The sequence below is a fragment of the Streptomyces sp. NPDC002669 genome, from assembly GCF_042889165.1.
GTDB lineage: Bacteria > Actinomycetota > Actinomycetes > Streptomycetales > Streptomycetaceae > Streptomyces.
The window spans coordinates 42,095-59,201 of record NZ_JBIAQQ010000006.1; the positions used below are offsets into that span (position 1 = coordinate 42,095).

General features: G+C 71.4%; 15 protein-coding genes and 2 tRNA genes. 10 read left to right on the plus strand and 7 right to left on the minus strand.

Annotated elements, in window-relative coordinates; genetic code table 11:
• Window positions 1–45 precede the first annotated feature (45 nt).
• The 4 genes from ACFYW1_RS11230 (at window position 46) to ACFYW1_RS11245 (ending at window position 5,891) form a co-directional block, all read left to right on the plus strand.
• On the plus strand, window positions 46–3,006 hold the full coding sequence (locus tag ACFYW1_RS11230; RefSeq protein ID WP_388990764.1) for a UPF0182 family protein: 2,961 nt from the start codon (window positions 46–48) through the stop codon (window positions 3,004–3,006).
• A gap of 52 nt (window positions 3,007–3,058) precedes the next feature.
• Window positions 3,059–3,132 (plus strand) — tRNA-Met (locus ACFYW1_RS11235).
• Window positions 3,133–3,346: 214 nt separating this feature from the next.
• Window positions 3,347–5,473, plus strand: a complete 2,127-nt coding sequence (locus ACFYW1_RS11240; protein WP_388990267.1) for a tetratricopeptide repeat protein — start codon at window positions 3,347–3,349, stop codon at window positions 5,471–5,473.
• A 344-nt stretch (window positions 5,474–5,817) separates the two neighbouring features.
• Window positions 5,818–5,891 (plus strand) — tRNA-Met (locus tag ACFYW1_RS11245).
• A gap of 146 nt (window positions 5,892–6,037) precedes the next feature.
• Here ACFYW1_RS11245 and ACFYW1_RS11250 read toward each other — a convergent pair.
• Window positions 6,038–6,457, minus strand: a complete 420-nt coding sequence (locus ACFYW1_RS11250; protein WP_388990269.1) for a Fur family transcriptional regulator — start codon at window positions 6,455–6,457, stop codon at window positions 6,038–6,040.
• A 161-nt stretch (window positions 6,458–6,618) separates the two neighbouring features.
• On the opposite strand from ACFYW1_RS11250, the gene ACFYW1_RS11255 reads away from it, so the two are divergent.
• Entirely contained in the window at window positions 6,619–8,070 is a 1,452-nt protein-coding gene (locus ACFYW1_RS11255; protein ID WP_388990271.1) for a catalase, read from the plus strand.
• A gap of 76 nt (window positions 8,071–8,146) precedes the next feature.
• Here ACFYW1_RS11255 and ACFYW1_RS11260 read toward each other — a convergent pair whose 3' ends face one another.
• Window positions 8,147–8,551, minus strand: a complete 405-nt coding sequence (locus ACFYW1_RS11260) for a cyclic nucleotide-binding/CBS domain-containing protein (RefSeq protein WP_388990273.1) — start codon at window positions 8,549–8,551, stop codon at window positions 8,147–8,149.
• A gap of 278 nt (window positions 8,552–8,829) precedes the next feature.
• Window positions 8,830–9,630: a histidinol-phosphatase gene (gene hisN / locus ACFYW1_RS11265; protein ID WP_356930899.1), complete on the minus strand. Its 801-nt coding sequence runs from the start codon at window positions 9,628–9,630 to the stop codon at window positions 8,830–8,832.
• A 119-nt stretch (window positions 9,631–9,749) separates the two neighbouring features.
• Here hisN and ACFYW1_RS11270 point away from each other — a divergent pair, with 119 nt between their 5' ends.
• Window positions 9,750–10,391, plus strand: coding sequence for a TetR/AcrR family transcriptional regulator (locus ACFYW1_RS11270; protein ID WP_388990276.1), 642 nt, complete (start codon window positions 9,750–9,752; stop codon window positions 10,389–10,391).
• A 33-nt stretch (window positions 10,392–10,424) separates the two neighbouring features.
• Here the strand turns inward: ACFYW1_RS11270 and ACFYW1_RS11275 are convergent, their stop codons facing one another.
• The 4 genes from ACFYW1_RS11275 to ACFYW1_RS11290 all read right to left on the minus strand — a co-directional run bounded on the left by ACFYW1_RS11275 (window position 10,425) and on the right by ACFYW1_RS11290 (window position 14,039).
• The gene (locus ACFYW1_RS11275; RefSeq protein ID WP_388990278.1) at window positions 10,425–10,748 is read right to left on the minus strand and encodes a DMT family transporter; all 324 of its coding nucleotides are present in this window, start codon (window positions 10,746–10,748) and stop codon (window positions 10,425–10,427) included.
• A 159-nt stretch (window positions 10,749–10,907) separates the two neighbouring features.
• Window positions 10,908–11,924, minus strand: coding sequence for a ribosome small subunit-dependent GTPase A (rsgA, locus tag ACFYW1_RS11280; RefSeq protein ID WP_388990280.1), 1,017 nt, complete (start codon window positions 11,922–11,924; stop codon window positions 10,908–10,910).
• A 3-nt stretch (window positions 11,925–11,927) separates the two neighbouring features.
• Window positions 11,928–13,268, minus strand: a complete 1,341-nt coding sequence (gene aroA, locus ACFYW1_RS11285) for a 3-phosphoshikimate 1-carboxyvinyltransferase (protein WP_388990283.1) — start codon at window positions 13,266–13,268, stop codon at window positions 11,928–11,930.
• A 57-nt stretch (window positions 13,269–13,325) separates the two neighbouring features.
• Window positions 13,326–14,039 (minus strand): M50 family metallopeptidase, encoded by a 714-nt coding sequence (locus ACFYW1_RS11290; protein ID WP_388990285.1) that lies wholly within the window; start codon window positions 14,037–14,039, stop codon window positions 13,326–13,328.
• 66 nt (window positions 14,040–14,105) lie between these two features.
• Between ACFYW1_RS11290 and ACFYW1_RS11295 the strand changes: the two genes are divergently transcribed.
• The 4 genes from ACFYW1_RS11295 to rsrA all read left to right on the plus strand — a co-directional run bounded on the left by ACFYW1_RS11295 (window position 14,106) and on the right by rsrA (window position 16,876).
• Window positions 14,106–14,921 carry an SOS response-associated peptidase gene (locus ACFYW1_RS11295; RefSeq protein ID WP_388990287.1) on the plus strand — a complete coding sequence of 272 codons (816 nt, stop codon included), beginning with the start codon at window positions 14,106–14,108 and terminating at the stop codon, window positions 14,919–14,921.
• 37 nt (window positions 14,922–14,958) lie between these two features.
• Entirely contained in the window at window positions 14,959–15,627 is a 669-nt protein-coding gene (locus tag ACFYW1_RS11300; protein WP_388990289.1) for an alpha/beta family hydrolase, read from the plus strand.
• Between the two features lie 275 nt (window positions 15,628–15,902).
• Window positions 15,903–16,559: a sigma-70 family RNA polymerase sigma factor gene (locus tag ACFYW1_RS11305; RefSeq protein ID WP_187438842.1), complete on the plus strand. Its 657-nt coding sequence runs from the start codon at window positions 15,903–15,905 to the stop codon at window positions 16,557–16,559.
• Entirely contained in the window at window positions 16,556–16,876 is a 321-nt protein-coding gene (gene rsrA, locus ACFYW1_RS11310; protein WP_148839118.1) for a mycothiol system anti-sigma-R factor, read from the plus strand. Before ACFYW1_RS11305 ends, rsrA begins: the two co-directional genes overlap by 4 nt.
• Window positions 16,877–17,107: the final 231 nt, after the last annotated feature.

Consider the following 17,107-nt stretch of genomic DNA (forward strand, 5'->3'; position numbering starts at 1 on the left):
CCACAACGACCCGCGAACTTCGAGGTGCGCACGTTGGCTTTCCAGATGCCGGACCGCGGCGGAGGCCCGACAGGGCCACGGATCAGAGTCGGCCGCCCGTCCCGGCGCGCCCGTACCCTGCTCATGACCTTGGGCGTCCTGGCGATTCTCGCCATGGCGTTCGTCATGTTCGCCGGGTTCTGGACGGACTGGCTCTGGTACCGGTCGGTCTCGTATTCGTCCGTCTTCACCACCACCCTGTGGACCAAGATCGGGCTGTTCCTCGTCTTCGGACTCCTGATGGCTGTCGCCGTCGGTCTGAACATCTGGCTCGCGCACCGGCTCCGGCCGCCGCTGAGCGCGATGTCCCTGGAACAGCAGAGCCTGGACCGCTACCGGATGAGCCTGGCCCCGCACAAGAAGTGGGTGCTGCTCGCGATCACCGCGCTCGTCGGGCTGATCGCCGGAGCATCCGCCTCCGGTCAGTGGCGTACCTGGCTGATGTACGTGAACGGCGTGGCGTTCGGGCAGAAGGACCCCCAGTTCCACCTGGACGTGTCCTTCTACGCCTTCGACCTGCCGTGGTACCGCTTCCTGCTGGGCTTCGGCTTCGCGGCCACGGTGCTCTCGCTGATCGCCGCCGGGCTGACCCACTACCTGTACGGCGGGCTCCGCATCACCAGCCCCGGCGCCCGCGCGACCGGCGCGGCCACCGGCCACCTGTCGGTGCTGCTCGGGGTCTTCGTCTCGCTGAAGGCCGTGGCGTACTGGCTCGACCGGTACGGCCTGGCCGTGAAGTCCAGCGACTTCAAGGCCACGGACAACTGGACGGGCCTGCGGTACGTCGACGCCAACGCCTACCTCCCGGCGAAGACCATCCTGTTCTGCATCGCCGCGATCTGCGCCGTGCTGTTCTTCGCGACGCTCTGGCGCCGCACCTGGCAGCTCCCGGTGATCGGCTTCGGCCTCATGGTCCTCTCGGCGATCCTGATCGGCGGGCTCTACCCGGCGATCGTGCAGAAGTTCCAGGTCCAGCCGAACGAGCAGGCCAAGGAAGCCCCGTTCATCCGGAAGAACATCGACGCGACGCGTGACGCGTACGACATCGACAACGCGCAGGTCGACGACTACTCCGGCAAGAGCACGACGGACGACGACGCCAAGCTGCGCGCGAGCGCGGACGACGCCGCCAGCTACCGGGTGATGGACCCCAACGTCGTCTCCCCGGCCTTCCAGCAGCTCCAGCAGAAGAGGAACTACTACCAGTTCCCCAGGACGCTGGACGTCGACCGCTACAAGGACGCCGCCGGCAAGGACCAGGACACGATCATCGGTCTGCGCGAGCTCAACCTCGACGGCATCCCCAAGCGCAACTGGATCAACGACCACTTCACCTACACCCACGGCTACGGCGCCATCGCGGCCCGGGGCACGACGACCGGCAAGAACCCGAAGGGTTCCCCGGACTTCACCGAGTCCGGCCTGCCGACGGGCGGTGAGCTCGGCAAGTACGAGCAGCGGATCTACTACGGCGAGAAGACCGAGCAGTACTCCATCGTCGGCGGGCCCCAGAAGGAGCTCGACTACGAGGAGGACGGCGAGAAGACCACCAGCTACCAGGGCAACAGCGGGGTCAGCCTCTCCAACGCCTTCAACCGTGCCGCGTACGCCGTCGCGTTCAGCGAGCCGCAGATCCTCTACTCGGGAGCCATCGGCGAGGGCTCGCGGATCCTCTACAACCGCACGCCCAAGGAGCGCGTCGAGGCGGTCGCCCCGTGGCTGACCATCGACGGCGACGCCTACCCGGCGGTGGTGAACGGACGCATCCAGTGGATCGTCGACGCGTACACCACCACCAACGGCTACCCGTACGCCTCCCGCACGACGCTCGGTGACACCACGGCCGACTCGCTGACCACCAACCAGCGCGCGGTCGTCGCCCAGCAGAACCAGGTCAACTACATCCGCAACTCGGTGAAGGCCACCGTCGACGCGTACGACGGCAAGGTCAAGCTCTACGAGTGGGACACCGAGGACCCGGTTCTCAAGACCTGGCGCAAGGCGTTCCCGGGCACCGTCGAGTCCAGGTCGGACATCCCGCAGGACCTGATGGACCACCTGCGGTACCCGCAGGACCTGTTCAAGGTGCAGCGCGAACTGCTCACCCGCTACCACGTCACGAACCCCGCCCAGTTCTACAGCGGCAGTGACGCGTGGCAGGTCCCGGACGACCCGACCAACAAGGAGTCCGGTTCCGTCCCGCCGTACTACCTGAGCATAAAGATGCCGGGGCAGGAGAATCAGAAGTTCTCGCTGACGACGACGTTCACACCGAAGGGACGACCCGACCTCGGGGCGTTCATGGCGGTGGACGCGGACGCGGCCAGCAAGGACTACGGCACGATAAGGCTGCTGCGGGTCACCACCACGGTGAAGGGCCCCGGTCAGGTGCAGAGCGAGCTCAACGGCAACGACGACGTCGCCGAGTTCGTGAGGAACCTGAAGGGGACCGACTCCGACATCGAGTACGGCAATCTGCTGACCGTGCCGCTCGAAGGGGGCTTCCTCTACATCGAGCCGGTCTACACGCGCGGTGGCACGCAGAACTATCCGCTGCTGCGGAAGGTCGCCGCCTCGTACGGGTCGAAGACCGTCTTCGAGAACAGCCTCGGCGAGGCGCTCAACGCGGTCTTCGGGGTGGCGGGCTCCGACACCGGCCAGCCGCCCACGGACACCACCCGGCCACCGGGCGACACCACGCAGCCGCCGGCCACCGGCGACGCGGCGCTGAAGAAGGCGATCGCGGACGCGCAGAAGGCCTACGAGGCGGGTGAGGCGGCCCTGAAGGAACAGGACTGGACCGCCTACGGCGAGGCCCAGAAGGACCTGCAGGACGCTCTCGAACGCGCGGCGGCCGCCCAGCCCAAGCCGGGCAGCGCGAACAACGCGGACAAGAACGGCTCCGACAAGGGCAAGCCGGAGGACAAGGACAAGGAGAACGCCTCGGCCGCCCGCAGCGGCGGCTGAGAAACCCGGTAAAGGCTCCACCCCACGTCGTGGTACGGTTTCTGCACAACGACGCGGGGTGGAGCAGCTCGGTAGCTCGCTGGGCTCATAACCCAGAGGTCGCAGGTTCAAATCCTGTCCCCGCTACTGAAAGACGAAGGCCCGGATCCTTTCGAGGATCCGGGCCTTCGTCATGCCGTGACGAGATTTCTTGTGTGAAGCGCGTGAAGGGCGGTTCGCAGGGCACGAGTTGGGCCCGGACGTGTTTGACTTGTCTCTCTGTGGGCATGTCGACAAAACGCTGAAGTGACCTCACTGGCCGCGATATAGCGGGTGTACGCGGGTTACAGGTGGTGCGACGATGGTATTTATGGGGGACAGGGCAACTCTGTTGGAGACAGGGCGGTTTGTGCAGCGCCGCGTTCATCGGCCGGATAGCAAGGTGAACGCGGCTTTTGGTGTTGACGCCGCGGTAAAGAGTGAGACCACCGACACATCCGAGACACCCGAGACGCTTGATACACCTGAGATCATCGGGACGACCGAGACCGCCGAGACTGCGGGGTGTGCCGCGACCGCCGAGAGCACGGAGTTCACAGAGAACACGGGAAGCGCCCGCGTCGGCGGGAGTGCCGAGGCCGACGGAACCTCCGGCGGCGCCGAGAGCCCGGAGAGCGCCGAGAGCGAGGCGCGCCACCGACGCGCCGCCGACGCCGGGGACACCGCGTCGATGAGCGTCCTCGGCGCGTTGCTGCTGCGCCGCGGCGACCTGGACGGCGCCGAGCCCTACCTGCGCGGCGCCACCGCGGACGGCGACCGGGCCGCGGCCAACAATCTGGGTGTCCTGCTCCACCAGCGCGGATACCCCGACGAGGCGGCCGGCTGGTGGCGTGTCGCCGCCGTCGCGGGTTCCGCGGCTGCCGCGCATGCCCTCGGCCGTCACTACCGCGAGCGCGGCGACGAGCCCGGCGCCGAGTACTGGCTGCGGCAGTCCGCCGAGCAGGGTCACGCGCTGGGCGCGTACGCCCTCGCCGACCTGCTGGAACACCGCAGCGACGTCGGCGCGGAGCGCTGGCTGCGCGCCGCCGCGGAACAGGGGCACCGGGAAGCCGCGTACCGCCTCGCGCGGATGCTGGACCGCAGCGCCGCGGGTGACCCGCACGACGCCTTCGGGCGGCCGGGTTCCGCTCCCGGCGGGAGGGGCGCGGACCGGCCGGACGCCATCGACCGCGTCCTGGCGCGCAGGGACGACGGCCCGGTGGCGGGCCCGGAGACCGGACGCGTGGGCGAGGCGGAGCAGTGGTACCGGCAGGCCGCCGCGCGGGGGCACCGGCGCGCCGCCCTGCACCTGGGCGCCATCCTCGAACAGCGCGGCGAGCCCAAGGAGGCCGGCCGCTGGTACCTCATCTCCGCGAAGGCCGGTGAGGCGCGGGCCGCCTGCGCGCTCGGCTTCCTGCTGCGCGACGCGGGCGACGAGGAGAGCGCCGCCGTGTGGTGGCTGCGCGCGGCGCAGGACGGCGACGGCAACGCGGCCAACGCCCTGGGCGCGCTGCACGCCGCCCGCGGCGAGCAGCAGACCGCCGAACGCTGGTACCGCGCCGCGATGGACGCGGGCGACGTCAACGGCGCCTACAACCTCGGGCTGCTCTGCGCGGCGCAGGACCGCACGCCGCAGGCCGAGCAGTGGTACCGCCGCGCCGCGTACGCGGGCCACCGCGAGGCCGCCAACGCGCTGGCCGTGCTCCTGCTCCAGGCGGGCGATGCGACCGGCGCCGAGCCCTGGTTCTCCAAGGCCGCCGAGGCGGGCAGCGTGGACGCGGCGTTCAACCTCGGCATCCTGTACGCCGGGCGCGACGAGGATCGTGCCGCCCTGGTCTGGTACGAGCGGGCGGCGGCGGCCGGGCACACCGAGGCCGCGCTCCAGGTCGGCATGGCCCTGCTCCACCGGGGCGAGGAGCAGGAGGCCGAACGCCATCTGCGCTGCGCGGCCGGCGGCGGCAGCGCCGAGGCCGCCTTCCGGCTGGCCGGGGTGCTGGACTCGCGCCGGCCGCCTCCGGGCCCTCCCGCGCTGGGGGAGCCGATGCCGGAGAAGACCGAGTGCGAGGAGTGGTACGAGCGGGCCGCCGAGCAGGGGCACCGTCGCGCCCAGGTGCGGGTCGGGATGCTCGCGGCCGCCCGCGGCGACGTGGACAGCGCCGCCCGTTGGTACCGCGAGGCCGCCGAGGCGGGCAGCCGCAACGGAGCCTTCAACCTGGGGCTGCTGCTCGCCCGCGAGGGCAGCGAGCGCGAGGCCGCGCTGTGGTGGAGCCGCGCGGCGAACGACGGGCACGGCCGGGCCGCCCTGCGCCTGGCCCTGCTGGCCGCCCGTCGCGGCGAGCTCACCGAGGGGCAGCGCTGGTGCGCGCGGGCCGTCGAGCTGGGCCCGGCGGAGGTCGCCGAACGGGCCGCCCGGCTGCGTGAGGCACTGCACCAGGAGCTGACCGCGTAGCGAGGACGGGCCGGACGGAGCCGGGGCGGCGGGGCACCGCCCGCGCCGGCCTCCGTCCCGGGGCCGCCTGGCAGCGCGGCCCCCGCCGGTCCGGTCCCGGACCCGCGCACCCCCTGGGCACGCCCCGACCCGCGCACCGTCCCTCGACCTGCGCACCGTCCCCGGCCCCGCGCACCACCCTGGAGCCGCCCCGACCCGAGCACCGCCCCCGGGCCCGCCCCGGGCCGTCCGGCGGTGCGGGGCGCGGCCGGGGGAGCGGAGGTTCCGGAACCGTGTCGTCCGCGCGGGGGCGCCATCGATTTGCACAGGGCCGGAGGGGTGACGTAATGTTGTGAACACAACGACGCGGGGTGGAGCAGCTCGGTAGCTCGCTGGGCTCATAACCCAGAGGTCGCAGGTTCAAATCCTGTCCCCGCTACTGAAAACAGAGGGCCGGATCCTTCAAGGATCCGGCCCTCTGTGCATGCCCGGGACCGTATGGACCGCCCCGCATGGGCGGGAACATCGGGGATGGGAACGCCGGGGACGGGAAGTCCCCGTGCCGCGATCGTCGGCCGGGTCGGCTCAGGTCGTCGCGGCGCAGTTCGGGCAGATGCCCCGGTAGGTCACCTCGACGTCGGAGATCGTGAAGCCGAAGCGCTCCTCGCCGGGCAGGTCCGCCATCGGGTCGCCGACCGGGTGCACGTCGCGGATCGCGCCGCAGCTCGCGCAGACGAGGTGGTGGTGGGGGCGGTGCGCGTTCGGGTCGTAGCGCTTGGCGCGGCGGTCCGTGGAGACCTCGATGACCTCGCCGAGCGTCACCATCTCGCCCAGGGTGTTGTAGACGGTGGCGCGGGAGATCTCGGGCAGCTTGGCGACGGCCCTCGCGTGGACCTCGTCGGCCGTCAGGTGCACATGGTCCCCGTCGAGGACCTCGGCCACGACGCGCCGCTGTGCGGTCATGCGCCAGCCGCGTCCGCGGAGTCGTTCCAGCAGGTCACTCATGAGAACAAGCCTAACAGTGGAGGGGGTGTATCCCGAACGAGTGTTGATTTGGATGCCCAATTGACTTGGACAATGTCTATTGTAGGATCGGGAACGGTATAGGCCAAGGGACAGGCTGTGCAGGACATGACGAATGTGCAGGAACGACGCAGGAGGCGCACGTGACGCAGGGACCGCTCACCACGGAGGCCGGCGCGCCGGTCGCCGACAACCAGAACAGCCAGACCGCGGGCGTCGGCGGTCCTGTCCTGGTACAGGACCAGTCGCTGTTGGAGAAGCTGGCGCACTTCAACCGCGAGCGCATCCCGGAGCGCGTCGTGCACGCCCGCGGCGCCGGTGCGTACGGCACGTTCACACTGACCCGTGACGTCTCGCAGTGGACGCGGGCGAAGTTCCTCTCCGAGGTCGGCAAGCAGACCGAGACGTTCCTGCGCTTCTCCACCGTCGCGGGCAATCTCGGTGCGGCCGACGCCGTGCGCGACCCGCGCGGCTGGGCGCTGAAGTTCTACACCGAGGAGGGCAACTACGACCTCGTCGGCAACAACACCCCGGTGTTCTTCATCAAGGACGCCATCAAGTTCCCCGACTTCATCCACACCCAGAAGCGCGACCCGTACACCGGCTCGCAGGAGGCGGACAACGTCTGGGACTTCTGGGGTCTGTCCCCCGAGTCCACCCACCAGGTGACCTGGCTCTTCGGCGACCGCGGCATCCCCGCCAGCTACCGCCACATGAACGGCTACGGCTCCCACACCTTCCAGTGGAACAACGAGGCCGGCGAGGTCTTCTGGGTCAAGTACCACTTCAAGACCGACCAGGGCATCAAGAACCTCACCTCGCAGGAGGCCGCCCTCCTGGCCGGTTCCGACCCGGACAGCCACCAGCGCGACCTGCGCGAGGCCATCGAGCGCGGCGACTTCCCGACCTGGACCGTGCAGGTCCAGATCATGCCGGCGGCCGAGGCGGCCACGTACCGCTTCAACCCGTTCGACCTCACCAAGGTGTGGCCGCACGAGGACTACCCGCCGATCGAGATCGGGAAGCTGGAGCTCAACCGCAACCCGGAGAACATCTTTGCCGAGGTCGAGCAGTCGATCTTCAGTCCCGCGCACTTCGTGCCGGGCATCGGTCCGTCCCCCGACAAGATGCTCCAGGGCCGTCTCTTCGCCTACGGCGACGCCCACCGCTACCGCGTCGGCATCAACGCCGACCACCTGCCGGTGAACCGTCCGCACGCCACCGAGGCGCGTACCCACAGCCGTGACGGCTACCTGTACGACGGCCGCCACAAGGGTGCGAAGAACTACGAGCCGAACAGCTTCGGCGGCCCGGCGCAGACGGACCGCCCGCTGTGGGGGCCCACCACCGTCAACGGCGAGGTCGGTACGCACGCGGCCCCGAGCCACGCCGAGGACGACGACTTCGTGCAGGCCGGAAACCTCTACCGGCTCTTCTCCGAGGACGAGAAGGCGCGACTGGTCGACAACCTCGCCGGGTTCATCGCCAAGGTGTCGCGCGACGACATCGCCGAGCGCGCGATCGACAACTTCCGCCGGGCGGACGGCGACTTCGGCAAGCGTCTGGAGGCCGCGGTCCAGGCCCTGCGCGGCTGACCCGGACGCCTGTCGTCGACGGCGGGCCGGTCTCCCTTTCCCCGGGAGACCGGCCCGCCGGCCGTTCCGGGGCTTCTCAGCCGATCAGCTCCGGGTGGCGACGGCGCCTGGTGGGCGTCCAGCAGCGCAGGATGTCGCGGACCGAGACGATGCCCACCGGCCCGTGGTCGTCCAGCACGATCAGATGGCGGAACCCGCCGTGCGTCATGGCCTCCGCGGCCTCCTCCAGGGTCCAGGTGGGGGCGGCGAAGACCACGTCGGTGGTGGTGTGGGCGGCGACGGTCTCGACGTCGGGGTCCTGGCCCCAGCCGACCGCGTCGAGTATGTCGCGTTCGGTGAGGATGCCGAGCCCGCTGGTGTCCTGGTCGAGGACGACCGCGGCTCCGACGCGACGGACCGACATCAGCCGAGCGGCCTGACGGAGCGTGTGGGCGGGGCCGATGGTGAGAACCAGAGTGCTCATGGCGTCACGGACGAGCATGAAGGGAGCCACCTCCTTGTCGGAACGACCGCACGGGTCGGTTCACAATTTCACAAGCGGGGGGACTCCCAGCGTCGCACCGATGCGGGGGACCGACAAGGGGCGAAGCCGCCCCGGAGTGCGCACACGGGGGCGCGTGGCGGAGTCCCGGACCGCCCCCGGTCGGCCGGGCGGGACCACCGGCGCGGTCCGGGCGGAGGATGCCCCCCTCGTGCGCGCCCCGGGCGGTACGGGGCGCGCGGCGCGCGCGGGGCGTGGGCGGCGGGGCCGGGACCGGGTCAGTAGCGCTGGTTCAGATAACCCAGCAGCTCGTGGTGGAGCAGGCCGTTGGAGGCCGCGGCGTTGCCGCCGCCGGGGCCGGAGACCCCGTCCAGACTGGTGAAGCTGCCGCCCGCCTCCTGGACGACGATCGCGTTGGCGGCCATGTCCCAGAGCGAGAGCTCCGGTTCCGCGCAGATGTCCACCGAACCCTCGGCGACCATCATGTACGGCCAGAAGTCGCCGTACCCGCGGGTGCGCCAGCAGGCCCGGGTCAGGTCCAGGAACCCGTCGAGCCGGCCCTGCTCCTCCCAGCCGCTCAGCGACGCGTACGCGAACGAGGCGTCCGCGATCCGTTCGACCTTCGACACCTGGAGCCGGGTCGCGGAGGTCAGACTGCGGCCGGTGAACGCCCCGGCCCCCTTCGCCGCCCACCAGCGCCGGTTCAGCGCCGGGGCGGACACCACGCCGACGACCGGCTGGAAACCGTCCTCCCCGGCCTCCATCAGCGAGATCAGCGTCGCCCAGACCGGCACACCGCGCACGTAGTTCTTGGTGCCGTCGATCGGGTCGATCACCCAGCGCCGCGGGCCGGTGCCCTCGATGCCGAACTCCTCGCCCAGGATCGCGTCCCGCGGGCGCGCCCGCTGGAGGTGGCCCCGGATCAGCTCCTCGGCGGCCTTGTCGGCCTCGCTCACCGGCGTCATGTCCGGCTTGGTCTCGACCTTGAGGTCCAGGGCCTTGAACCGGTCCATCGTCGCCGCGTCGGCGGCGTCCGCCAGGACATGGGCAAGGCGCAGATCATCGTGGTAATCGGGCATGTCGTCACAGTATCGACCGCAGGTGAACGGGACCACAGGACCCCGGGCCCGCGCGGGCCATTGACAGTTCTCCGGGGCGCCCCAACGCTGGGACGGAGCCCTCGGCGCGGGAGGCGACGATGCCCACAGCGCGGGAAGCACTGCTGGACGCCGCCCTCTCGGCGCTGGCGACCCGGCCCTGGACGGCGGTGCGCATGGTCGACGTGGCAGCCGCCGCCGGCGTCTCCCGGCAGACCCTCCACAACGAGTTCGGCGGCAAGGACGGCCTGGCCCGCGCCCTGCTCCGCGACGCCGCCGACGGCTATCTGGCCGGGGTGGAACGGGCGCTGGCCTCGGACGGCGGCGCCACGGAGAAACTGACCGCCACCGCCGTCTGGACCGTCCGGGCCGTACGGGCGAACGCCCTGGTCAGAGGGGTGCTGACGGGCTGCTGGAACGAACGGTCGCCCCGCCCCGCGCGTGGTGGCCCTCCGCCCCCCTCACCGGTGCCCGCCCAGCGGCGCGCCGATGCCGGGACACCGCCGCCCGCGGAGCTGCTCCGGCTGGCCGGGGAACGCGCGGCGACCGTCCTCGGCGCCTTCGGCCCGGACCCGGCCGCGCGACGGCCGCCGTACGACCCGGCGGCGCTCGCCGCGCGCTGCGAGATCGTGCTCAGGCTGGCCCTGAGCTACGCGCTGGTGCCGGCGCGGTCCGGGAGGGGGCGGGGACCGGTCCCCCTGGTGCGCCAGGTGCTGGAGGGGACGTCCGGCCCGCTCGTCTGAGCGGTGTTCCCGCAGGTGGACGGCGCGGCGCGGTCAGTGGGCCGAGCCCGAGAGCTGGAGTCCGATCACCCCGAGGATGACCAGGGTGATGGAGACCAGCTTGAGGGTGGAGACCACGTCGTCGAGGAAGACCATGCCGTAGATCGCGGTGCCGGCCGCGCCGATGCCGGTCCACACGGCGTAGGCGGGCCCCACGTCGAGCTTCTTCAGCGACAGCGTCAGCAGTCCGAAGCTGCCGAGGGCGAAGGCGGCGAACGCGATGGTCGGCCAGAGCCGGGTGAAGCCGTGCGAGAGTTTCAGACAGACGGCGAAGCCGGTCTCCAGAAGTCCTGCGACCACGACCAGCAGCCACGCCATCGTCAGTGCCCTCCCACGTCGGTGACCGCCTTGCCAGGCTCGGTGTGATTATGCACTTACCGGCGACGGCAGATCGCAAACGCGCCCGGCCCGGTCGCCGACGCGTCGCCCGGCCGTGACCGGGCCGTCGGGACCGGTTGCCGGGACCGGGCCGTCGGGTCAGTCGCCCTCGCGTCGCTCGCGGGTGGACAGCAGCCGGCGCAGCGAGTCGAGCCGTGCCGGGTCGGCGTGACCGTCCGCCACCCAGGCGTCCAGGGCACATTCCGGTTGCCGGCTGTCGTGGGTGCAGCCGCGCGGGCACTCCTCGGCGCCGGGCCTCAGGTCCGGGAACGCGTGGATCACCCGGGACGGGTCGATGTGGTTGAGCCCGAAGGAACGCACGCCGGGGGTGTCGATCACCCAGCCGCGCCCGCCGGCCAGCGGCAGCGCGAGCGCCGACGTGGTGGTGTGCCGACCGCGGCCCGTGACCGCGTTGACCACCCCGGTCGTGCGTCGCCGGTCCTCCGGCACGAGGGCGTTGACCAGCGTGGTCTTGCCGACGCCGGAGTGCCCGACGAAGGCGGTGACCCGGTCCTGGAGCTGCTCGCGGACCCGGTCGGCCGCGTCGCCGTTCTCCAGCTCCTCGCGGCTGGTGACGACGAACGGGACGCCCAGCGGGGTGTACGCCTCCAGCAGCTTGTCCGGGGAGGCCAGGTCCGACTTGGTGAGCACCAGGAGCGGGGAGAGCCCGCCGTCGTACGCGGCGACCAGACAGCGGTCGATCATCCGCGGCCGGGGTTCCGGATCGGCCAGCGCCGTGACGATCGCCAGCTGGTCGGCGTTGGCGACGACCACCCGCTCGTACGGATCGTCGTCGTCCGCGGTCCGGCGCAGCACCGAGCGGCGCTCACCGATGCGGACGATGCGGGCGAGGGTGTCCTTGTCGCCGGAGAGGTCCCCGACGATCGAGACGGTGTCGCCCACCACGGCGGCCTTCCGGCCCAGCTCGCGGGCCTTCATCGCGACGACCGTGCGGTCGTCGACGAGACAGGTGAGACGGCCGCGGTCGACGGTGAGGACCATGCCGTCCTCGGCGTCCTCGTGCTTGGGACGGATGTGGGTGCGGGGCCGGTTGCCCTTGCGGTTGGGGCGGACCCGGACGTCGTCCTCGTCGGGGTTCTTGCCGTAACGGCGCATTTCTCAGACCCCGAGCATTCCGGTCCACATCTGCGGGAAGTCCGGCAGGGTCTTGGCGGTTGTCGCCACGTTCTCGATCTCCACTCCGGGGACGGCAAGGCCGATGATCGACCCCGCGGTTGCCATCCGGTGGTCGTCATACGTATGGAAGGTACCGCCGTGCAGCGGACGGGGCCGGATGTGGAGCCCGTCGGCGGTCTCGGTGACGTCGCCGCCGAGCTCGTTGATCTCCTTGGTGAGCGCGGCCAGCCGGTCCGTCTCGTGCAGCCGCAGATGGGCGACACCGCTCAGGGTGGACGGCGAGTCGGCGAGGGCCGCCACCGCCGCGATGCCGGGCGTCAGCTCGCCGACCTCGCCGAGGTCGACGTCGATGCCGTGGATGCGGCCCGAGCCGGTGAAGGTGAGGCCGCGCTCGGTCAGCTCGCAGCTGCCGCCCATCGCGGTGAAGATCTCGCGCAGCGCGTCGCCCGGCTGGGTGGTGCGCTCGGGCCAGTCGGGGATGGTGACCCGGCCGCCGGTGACCAGCGCGGCCGCGAGGAACGGCTGGGCGTTGGACAGGTCGGGCTCGATGGTCAGGTCCCGGCCGAGCAGGGCGGAGGGGGAGACCCGCCAGACGTTCGGCTCACCGCCCGTCTCCGGCTCGTCGACCTGCGCGCCGACCGCCCGCAGCATGTCCACGGTCATCCGGATGTGCGGCATGGAGGGGAGCCGGGCGCCCGTGTGGCGCACCTCCACCCCCTGGTTGAAGCGGGGCGCCGAGAGCAGCAGCGCCGAGACGAACTGGGAGGACGAGGAGGCGTCGATCGCCACCGGCCCGCCGTCCAGCGCACCGCTGCCGTGCACCGTCATCGGCAGCGAGCCGCGCCCCTCGTCGTCGATCCGGGCACCGAGCACCCGCAGCGCGTCGATCACGCCGTCCAGCGGGCGCTCGTACGAACGCGGGTCGCCGTCGAACCGGACCGGGCCGTCGGCGAGGGCCGCGACCGGCGGCAGGAAGCGCATCACCGTGCCGGCGTTGCCGACGTCGACCGTGGTGGGGCCGTGCAGACCGGCCGGGATGACCCGCCACGCCTCGCCGGACGCCTCCGGGCCGCCCGTGACGGCGGAGCTGGACGAGACCGTCTCCTCGATGCCGACGCCCATCGCGCGCAGCGCCTCGGCCATCAGCAGGGTGTCGCGGGAACGCAGCGGGCGGCGCAGCCAGCCGGGTTCGGCGGCGAGCGCGGCCAGGACGAGCGCGCGGTTGGTGACCGACTTCGACCCGGGCACGGTGACGGTCGCGTCGACGGCCCCGGTCGCATGGGGGGCGGGCCAGAGGGCGGGGTGCACGGAGCTTTCGGTCATGGACCTCACTTTAGAGCGTCCGGTGGGCCCGCCCCCGCGCCCCGGGCGCCGCCCGTCTCACATGCCGAGCAGCCAGCGCCCGCCGCCGATCAGGGAGGAGAGCGACACCGCGTGGAAGAGGAAGAGCCAGAGCGGCGCGGGCACGTCGGTCAGCCGTGACAGCTGGTCCGCGTCCGAGTCCGGCGCACCCCCGTGCCGCCGCTTCGACTGGAGCTCGAAGGCCGGCCGCACGCCGCCGAGCAGCAGGAACCAGACCACGGCGTACGCGAACAGCGACTGCACGGCGGGCGAGGCCAGCCAGGACACCAGCAGGAAGGCCGAACCGGTGAGGATCACCGCCAGCGCCCCGTACACGTTGCGGATCATCACCAGCATCGTCACGAGCAGTGCGGTGGCCAGCCACAGCAACAGCGTGATCCGGCCGTCGACCAGCAGCCACGCCCCGCCCAGCCCCAGCAGTGGCGGGGCGGTGTAACCGGCCGCCGCGGTGAGGATCATGCCGATGCCGGTCGGTTTGCCGCGGCTGACGGTGAGGCCGCTGGTGTCCGAGTGCAGTCTGATGCCGGTGAGCTGCCGGCCGGTGAGCAGTGCGATCAGTCCGTGGCCGCCCTCGTGCGCGATGGTGATCGCGTTGCGGCTCAGCCGCCACAGCGGGTTCGGTACGACGGCGATGAGGGCGAGCGTCCCGGTCACCACCACGAGCCACTGTTCGGGGGCGGGCTGGGTGCCGGTGACGCGGTCCCACAGATTGCCCAGATCGGTGCTGTCCATGATGCGGGCGGCTCCTTGCGGTATTCGGCGTCTTGCCGTCGTGACGGTCGTGGCAGTCTGGCACTCATGTGCGGACGGTATGCATCGAGTCGGCGGCCCGAGGACCTGACCGGAATCTTCCAGGTCGAGAAGTGGGAGCCCGCAGAGGCCCTGGCGCCGGATTGGAACGTGGCACCGACCAAGGAGGTCTACGCGGTACTGGAACGTCCTGTGAAGGACGCGGCGGAGCCGCGTCCGGTTCGCCAGATGCGCACCCTGAGATGGGGACTCGTGCCCTCCTGGTCGAAGTCGCCCGACGGCGCCGCGCGGATGATCAACGCCCGCGCGGAGACCGTCCACGAGAAGCCGTCCTTCCGGCGGTCCTTCGCCTCCCGGCGCTGCATCCTGCCCGCCGACGGCTACTACGAGTGGGTCACCGGCGCGGACGAGCGGCAGCTGGAGGAGAAGGGGAGGAAGAAGCGCCCGCGCAAGCAGCCGTACTTCGTGACGCCCGCCGACGGGTCGGTCTTCGCGATGGCCGGGCTGTACGACTTCTGGCGCGACCGGACCCTGCCCGACGACCACCCGGCGGCCTGGTGGGTGACCTGCTCGGTGATCACGACGGAGGCGGAGACCACCCCGCTCGGCGTCGCCCCCGCCGAGGGCCCGGCGACGCTCGCCGACATCCATCCCCGGATGCCGCTGATGCTCACCCCGGACCGCTGGGACGCCTGGCTCGACCCGTCGAACACCGAGGCCGAGGAGGTGCGGGGGCTGCTCGCGCCGCCGCCGGCCGGACTGATGCGGGCCTACCCGGTGGCCACGGCCGTCAGCAACGTCCGCAACAACGGGCCCGAACTGGTGGAGGAGTTGGCCGCGCCGGAGGAGGGCACCCTCTTCTGACGCCCTTTCGGCCTCCCGCCGGGGGAGGATGGGACGCGTGACCACCACAGAGAAGGACCGTACGGTCGAGACGGTCGGAACCGATGCCGGACCGGCAAGGATCACCTGGTTCCCCGCCGGGGGAGCCACGGCGGCCCGGCTCGTGCTCGCACTCGGCCACGGCGCGGGCGGCGGCATCGAGGCCCGCGACCTCCGGGCCCTGGCCGCCGCGCTGCCCGCCCACGGGGTGACCGTCGCCCTGGTGGAGCAGCCGTGGCGGGTCGCCGGGAAGAAGCTGGCGCCCGCCCCGAAGACGCTGGACACCGGATGGCGGGGGGTGTGGCCCGCCCTCGCCGCCGCCGGGGCGCCCGTCGTCGCGGGCGGCCGCAGCGCCGGGGCCCGGGTGGCCTGCCGGACGGCCGCGGAGCTGGGCGCCCGCGCCGTCCTCGCGCTCGCCTTCCCGCTGCACCCGCCGGGGAAGCCGGAGAAGTCCCGCGAGGACGAGCTCACCGGGACCGGCGTGCCCACGCTCGTCGTACAGGGCGGCAACGACCCGTTCGGGCGGCCCGCCGAATTCTCCCCGGGGACCTACGGGATCGTCGAGGTGCCGTACGGCGACCACGGCTTCGCCGTACCGAAGAAGGCCGGCACGACGCAGGAGGAGGCGCTGGGGACCCTGACCGCCGCCGTGGCCGGATGGCTCTCCACCGGTCTCGCTCCCGTGTGACGCACACCCCGGGAATGTTGGGTGGGGGGCGGCTGTTGTGCGTGTCATCGGTACAACAACGTCGTATGTGTGGAGAGGGAGTCCGTCGCATGGGTTCGACCATCTGCCCGCGTCGCTCGAACGCCGCTGACCTGGAGTGGACGGTCCTGCATGCGGCCAGGACCGCTCCCGAGCGGGCGTCGGGCGGATCGAATCGACAGCCCGTCTCGAAGCAAGGTCGACTATTCTCCGATTCGAGCGGGTCCGGTTTCGGCTCCGCCACAGCGTTGGAGGAGGTGGGTCCGGTCACTGGGACCGACACAGGGACCGACGACGGCCGCGTACCGGAGACGGCTGCCGAGCGCAACGCACGCTTCGAGCGGGACGCTCTCGGTTACCTCGACCAGATGTACTCGGCCGCGTTGCGCATGACGCGCAACCCCGCGGACGCCGAGGACCTGGTCCAGGAGACGTATGCCAAGGCGTACGGCTCCTTCCATCAGTTCCGTGAGGGCACCAACCTCAAGGCGTGGATGTACCGCATCCTCACCAATACCTTCATCAACTCGTACCGCAAGAAGCAGCGGGAGCCCCAGCGCAGCGCCGCCGAGGAGATCGAGGACTGGCAGCTGGCGCGCGCCGAGTCGCACATGTCGACCGGTCTGCGCTCCGCGGAGTCGCAGGCGCTCGACCACCTGCCCGACTCGGACGTGAAGTCCGCCCTGCAGGCGATCCCCGAGGAGTTCCGCATCGCCGTGTATCTCGCCGATGTAGAGGGCTTTGCCTACAAGGAGATCGCGGACATCATGGGGACTCCCATCGGTACGGTGATGTCCCGACTGCACCGGGGCCGCCGCCAGTTGCGCGGCATGCTGGAGGACTACGCCCGTGAGCGCGGGCTCGTCCCGGCCGGTGCCGGAGAGTCGGACGATCGGAAAGGCTCGGGCTCATGAGCTGCGGAGAGCCGCACGAGACGGACTGCTCGGAGGTGCTCGACCACCTCTACGAGTTCCTCGACCACGAGATGCCCGACAGTGACTGCACCAAGTTCGAGGTGCACTTCGAGGAGTGCTCCCCGTGCCTGGAGAAGTACGGTCTGGAGCAGGCCGTGAAGAAGCTGGTGAAGCGCTGCTGCGGCCAGGACGACGTACCGACCGATCTGCGGTCCAAGGTGATGGGCCGGATCGATCTGATCCGCTCGGGCCAGGCGGTTCCCGAGCAGGACGTGACGGCCGCGGAGAGCGAGACGCCGGCCGCCGCCAAGGAGTGACGGCCGGGCCTCGGCCCCGACCGGTCCTCCTCGCGTTCCGCACGGGTGGGGGCGTGCCGCGCACGACGCGGCGCGCCCCCACACGCGTGTCCGGGCACGCCCCGCGCCGGTCCGCCCGGACGCGCGCCGGGCACTGACGGTTCCGGGCCGGTACGTCATCCCACCCGTCACCCGAATGTGCTAATCCGGTCCATTGCGGCTCGGGCCCGCCCACAAATCGCTAGCGTGGCG

What these genes read in the sequence shown, in the direction of transcription:
- rsrA (WP_148839118.1), top strand. Translation starts at nt 16,556, where the DNA reads ATGAGCTGCGGAGAGCCGCACGAGACGGACTGCTCGGAGGTGCTCGAC.
- ACFYW1_RS11240 (WP_388990267.1), top strand. Translation starts at nt 3,347, where the DNA reads ATGGTATTTATGGGGGACAGGGCAACTCTGTTGGAGACAGGGCGGTTT.
- ACFYW1_RS11250 (WP_388990269.1), bottom strand. Translation starts at nt 6,457, where the DNA reads ATGAGTGACCTGCTGGAACGACTCCGCGGACGCGGCTGGCGCATGACC.
- ACFYW1_RS11290 (WP_388990285.1), bottom strand. Translation starts at nt 14,039, where the DNA reads ATGGACAGCACCGATCTGGGCAATCTGTGGGACCGCGTCACCGGCACC.
- hisN (WP_356930899.1), bottom strand. Translation starts at nt 9,630, where the DNA reads ATGCCCGATTACCACGATGATCTGCGCCTTGCCCATGTCCTGGCGGAC.
- ACFYW1_RS11295 (WP_388990287.1), top strand. Translation starts at nt 14,106, where the DNA reads ATGTGCGGACGGTATGCATCGAGTCGGCGGCCCGAGGACCTGACCGGA.
- ACFYW1_RS11275 (WP_388990278.1), bottom strand. Translation starts at nt 10,748, where the DNA reads ATGGCGTGGCTGCTGGTCGTGGTCGCAGGACTTCTGGAGACCGGCTTC.
- ACFYW1_RS11260 (WP_388990273.1), bottom strand. Translation starts at nt 8,551, where the DNA reads ATGCTCGTCCGTGACGCCATGAGCACTCTGGTTCTCACCATCGGCCCC.
- ACFYW1_RS11230 (WP_388990764.1), top strand. Translation starts at nt 46, where the DNA reads ATGCCGGACCGCGGCGGAGGCCCGACAGGGCCACGGATCAGAGTCGGC.
- rsgA (WP_388990280.1), bottom strand. Translation starts at nt 11,924, where the DNA reads ATGCGCCGTTACGGCAAGAACCCCGACGAGGACGACGTCCGGGTCCGC.
- ACFYW1_RS11270 (WP_388990276.1), top strand. Translation starts at nt 9,750, where the DNA reads ATGCCCACAGCGCGGGAAGCACTGCTGGACGCCGCCCTCTCGGCGCTG.
- aroA (WP_388990283.1), bottom strand. Translation starts at nt 13,268, where the DNA reads ATGACCGAAAGCTCCGTGCACCCCGCCCTCTGGCCCGCCCCCCATGCG.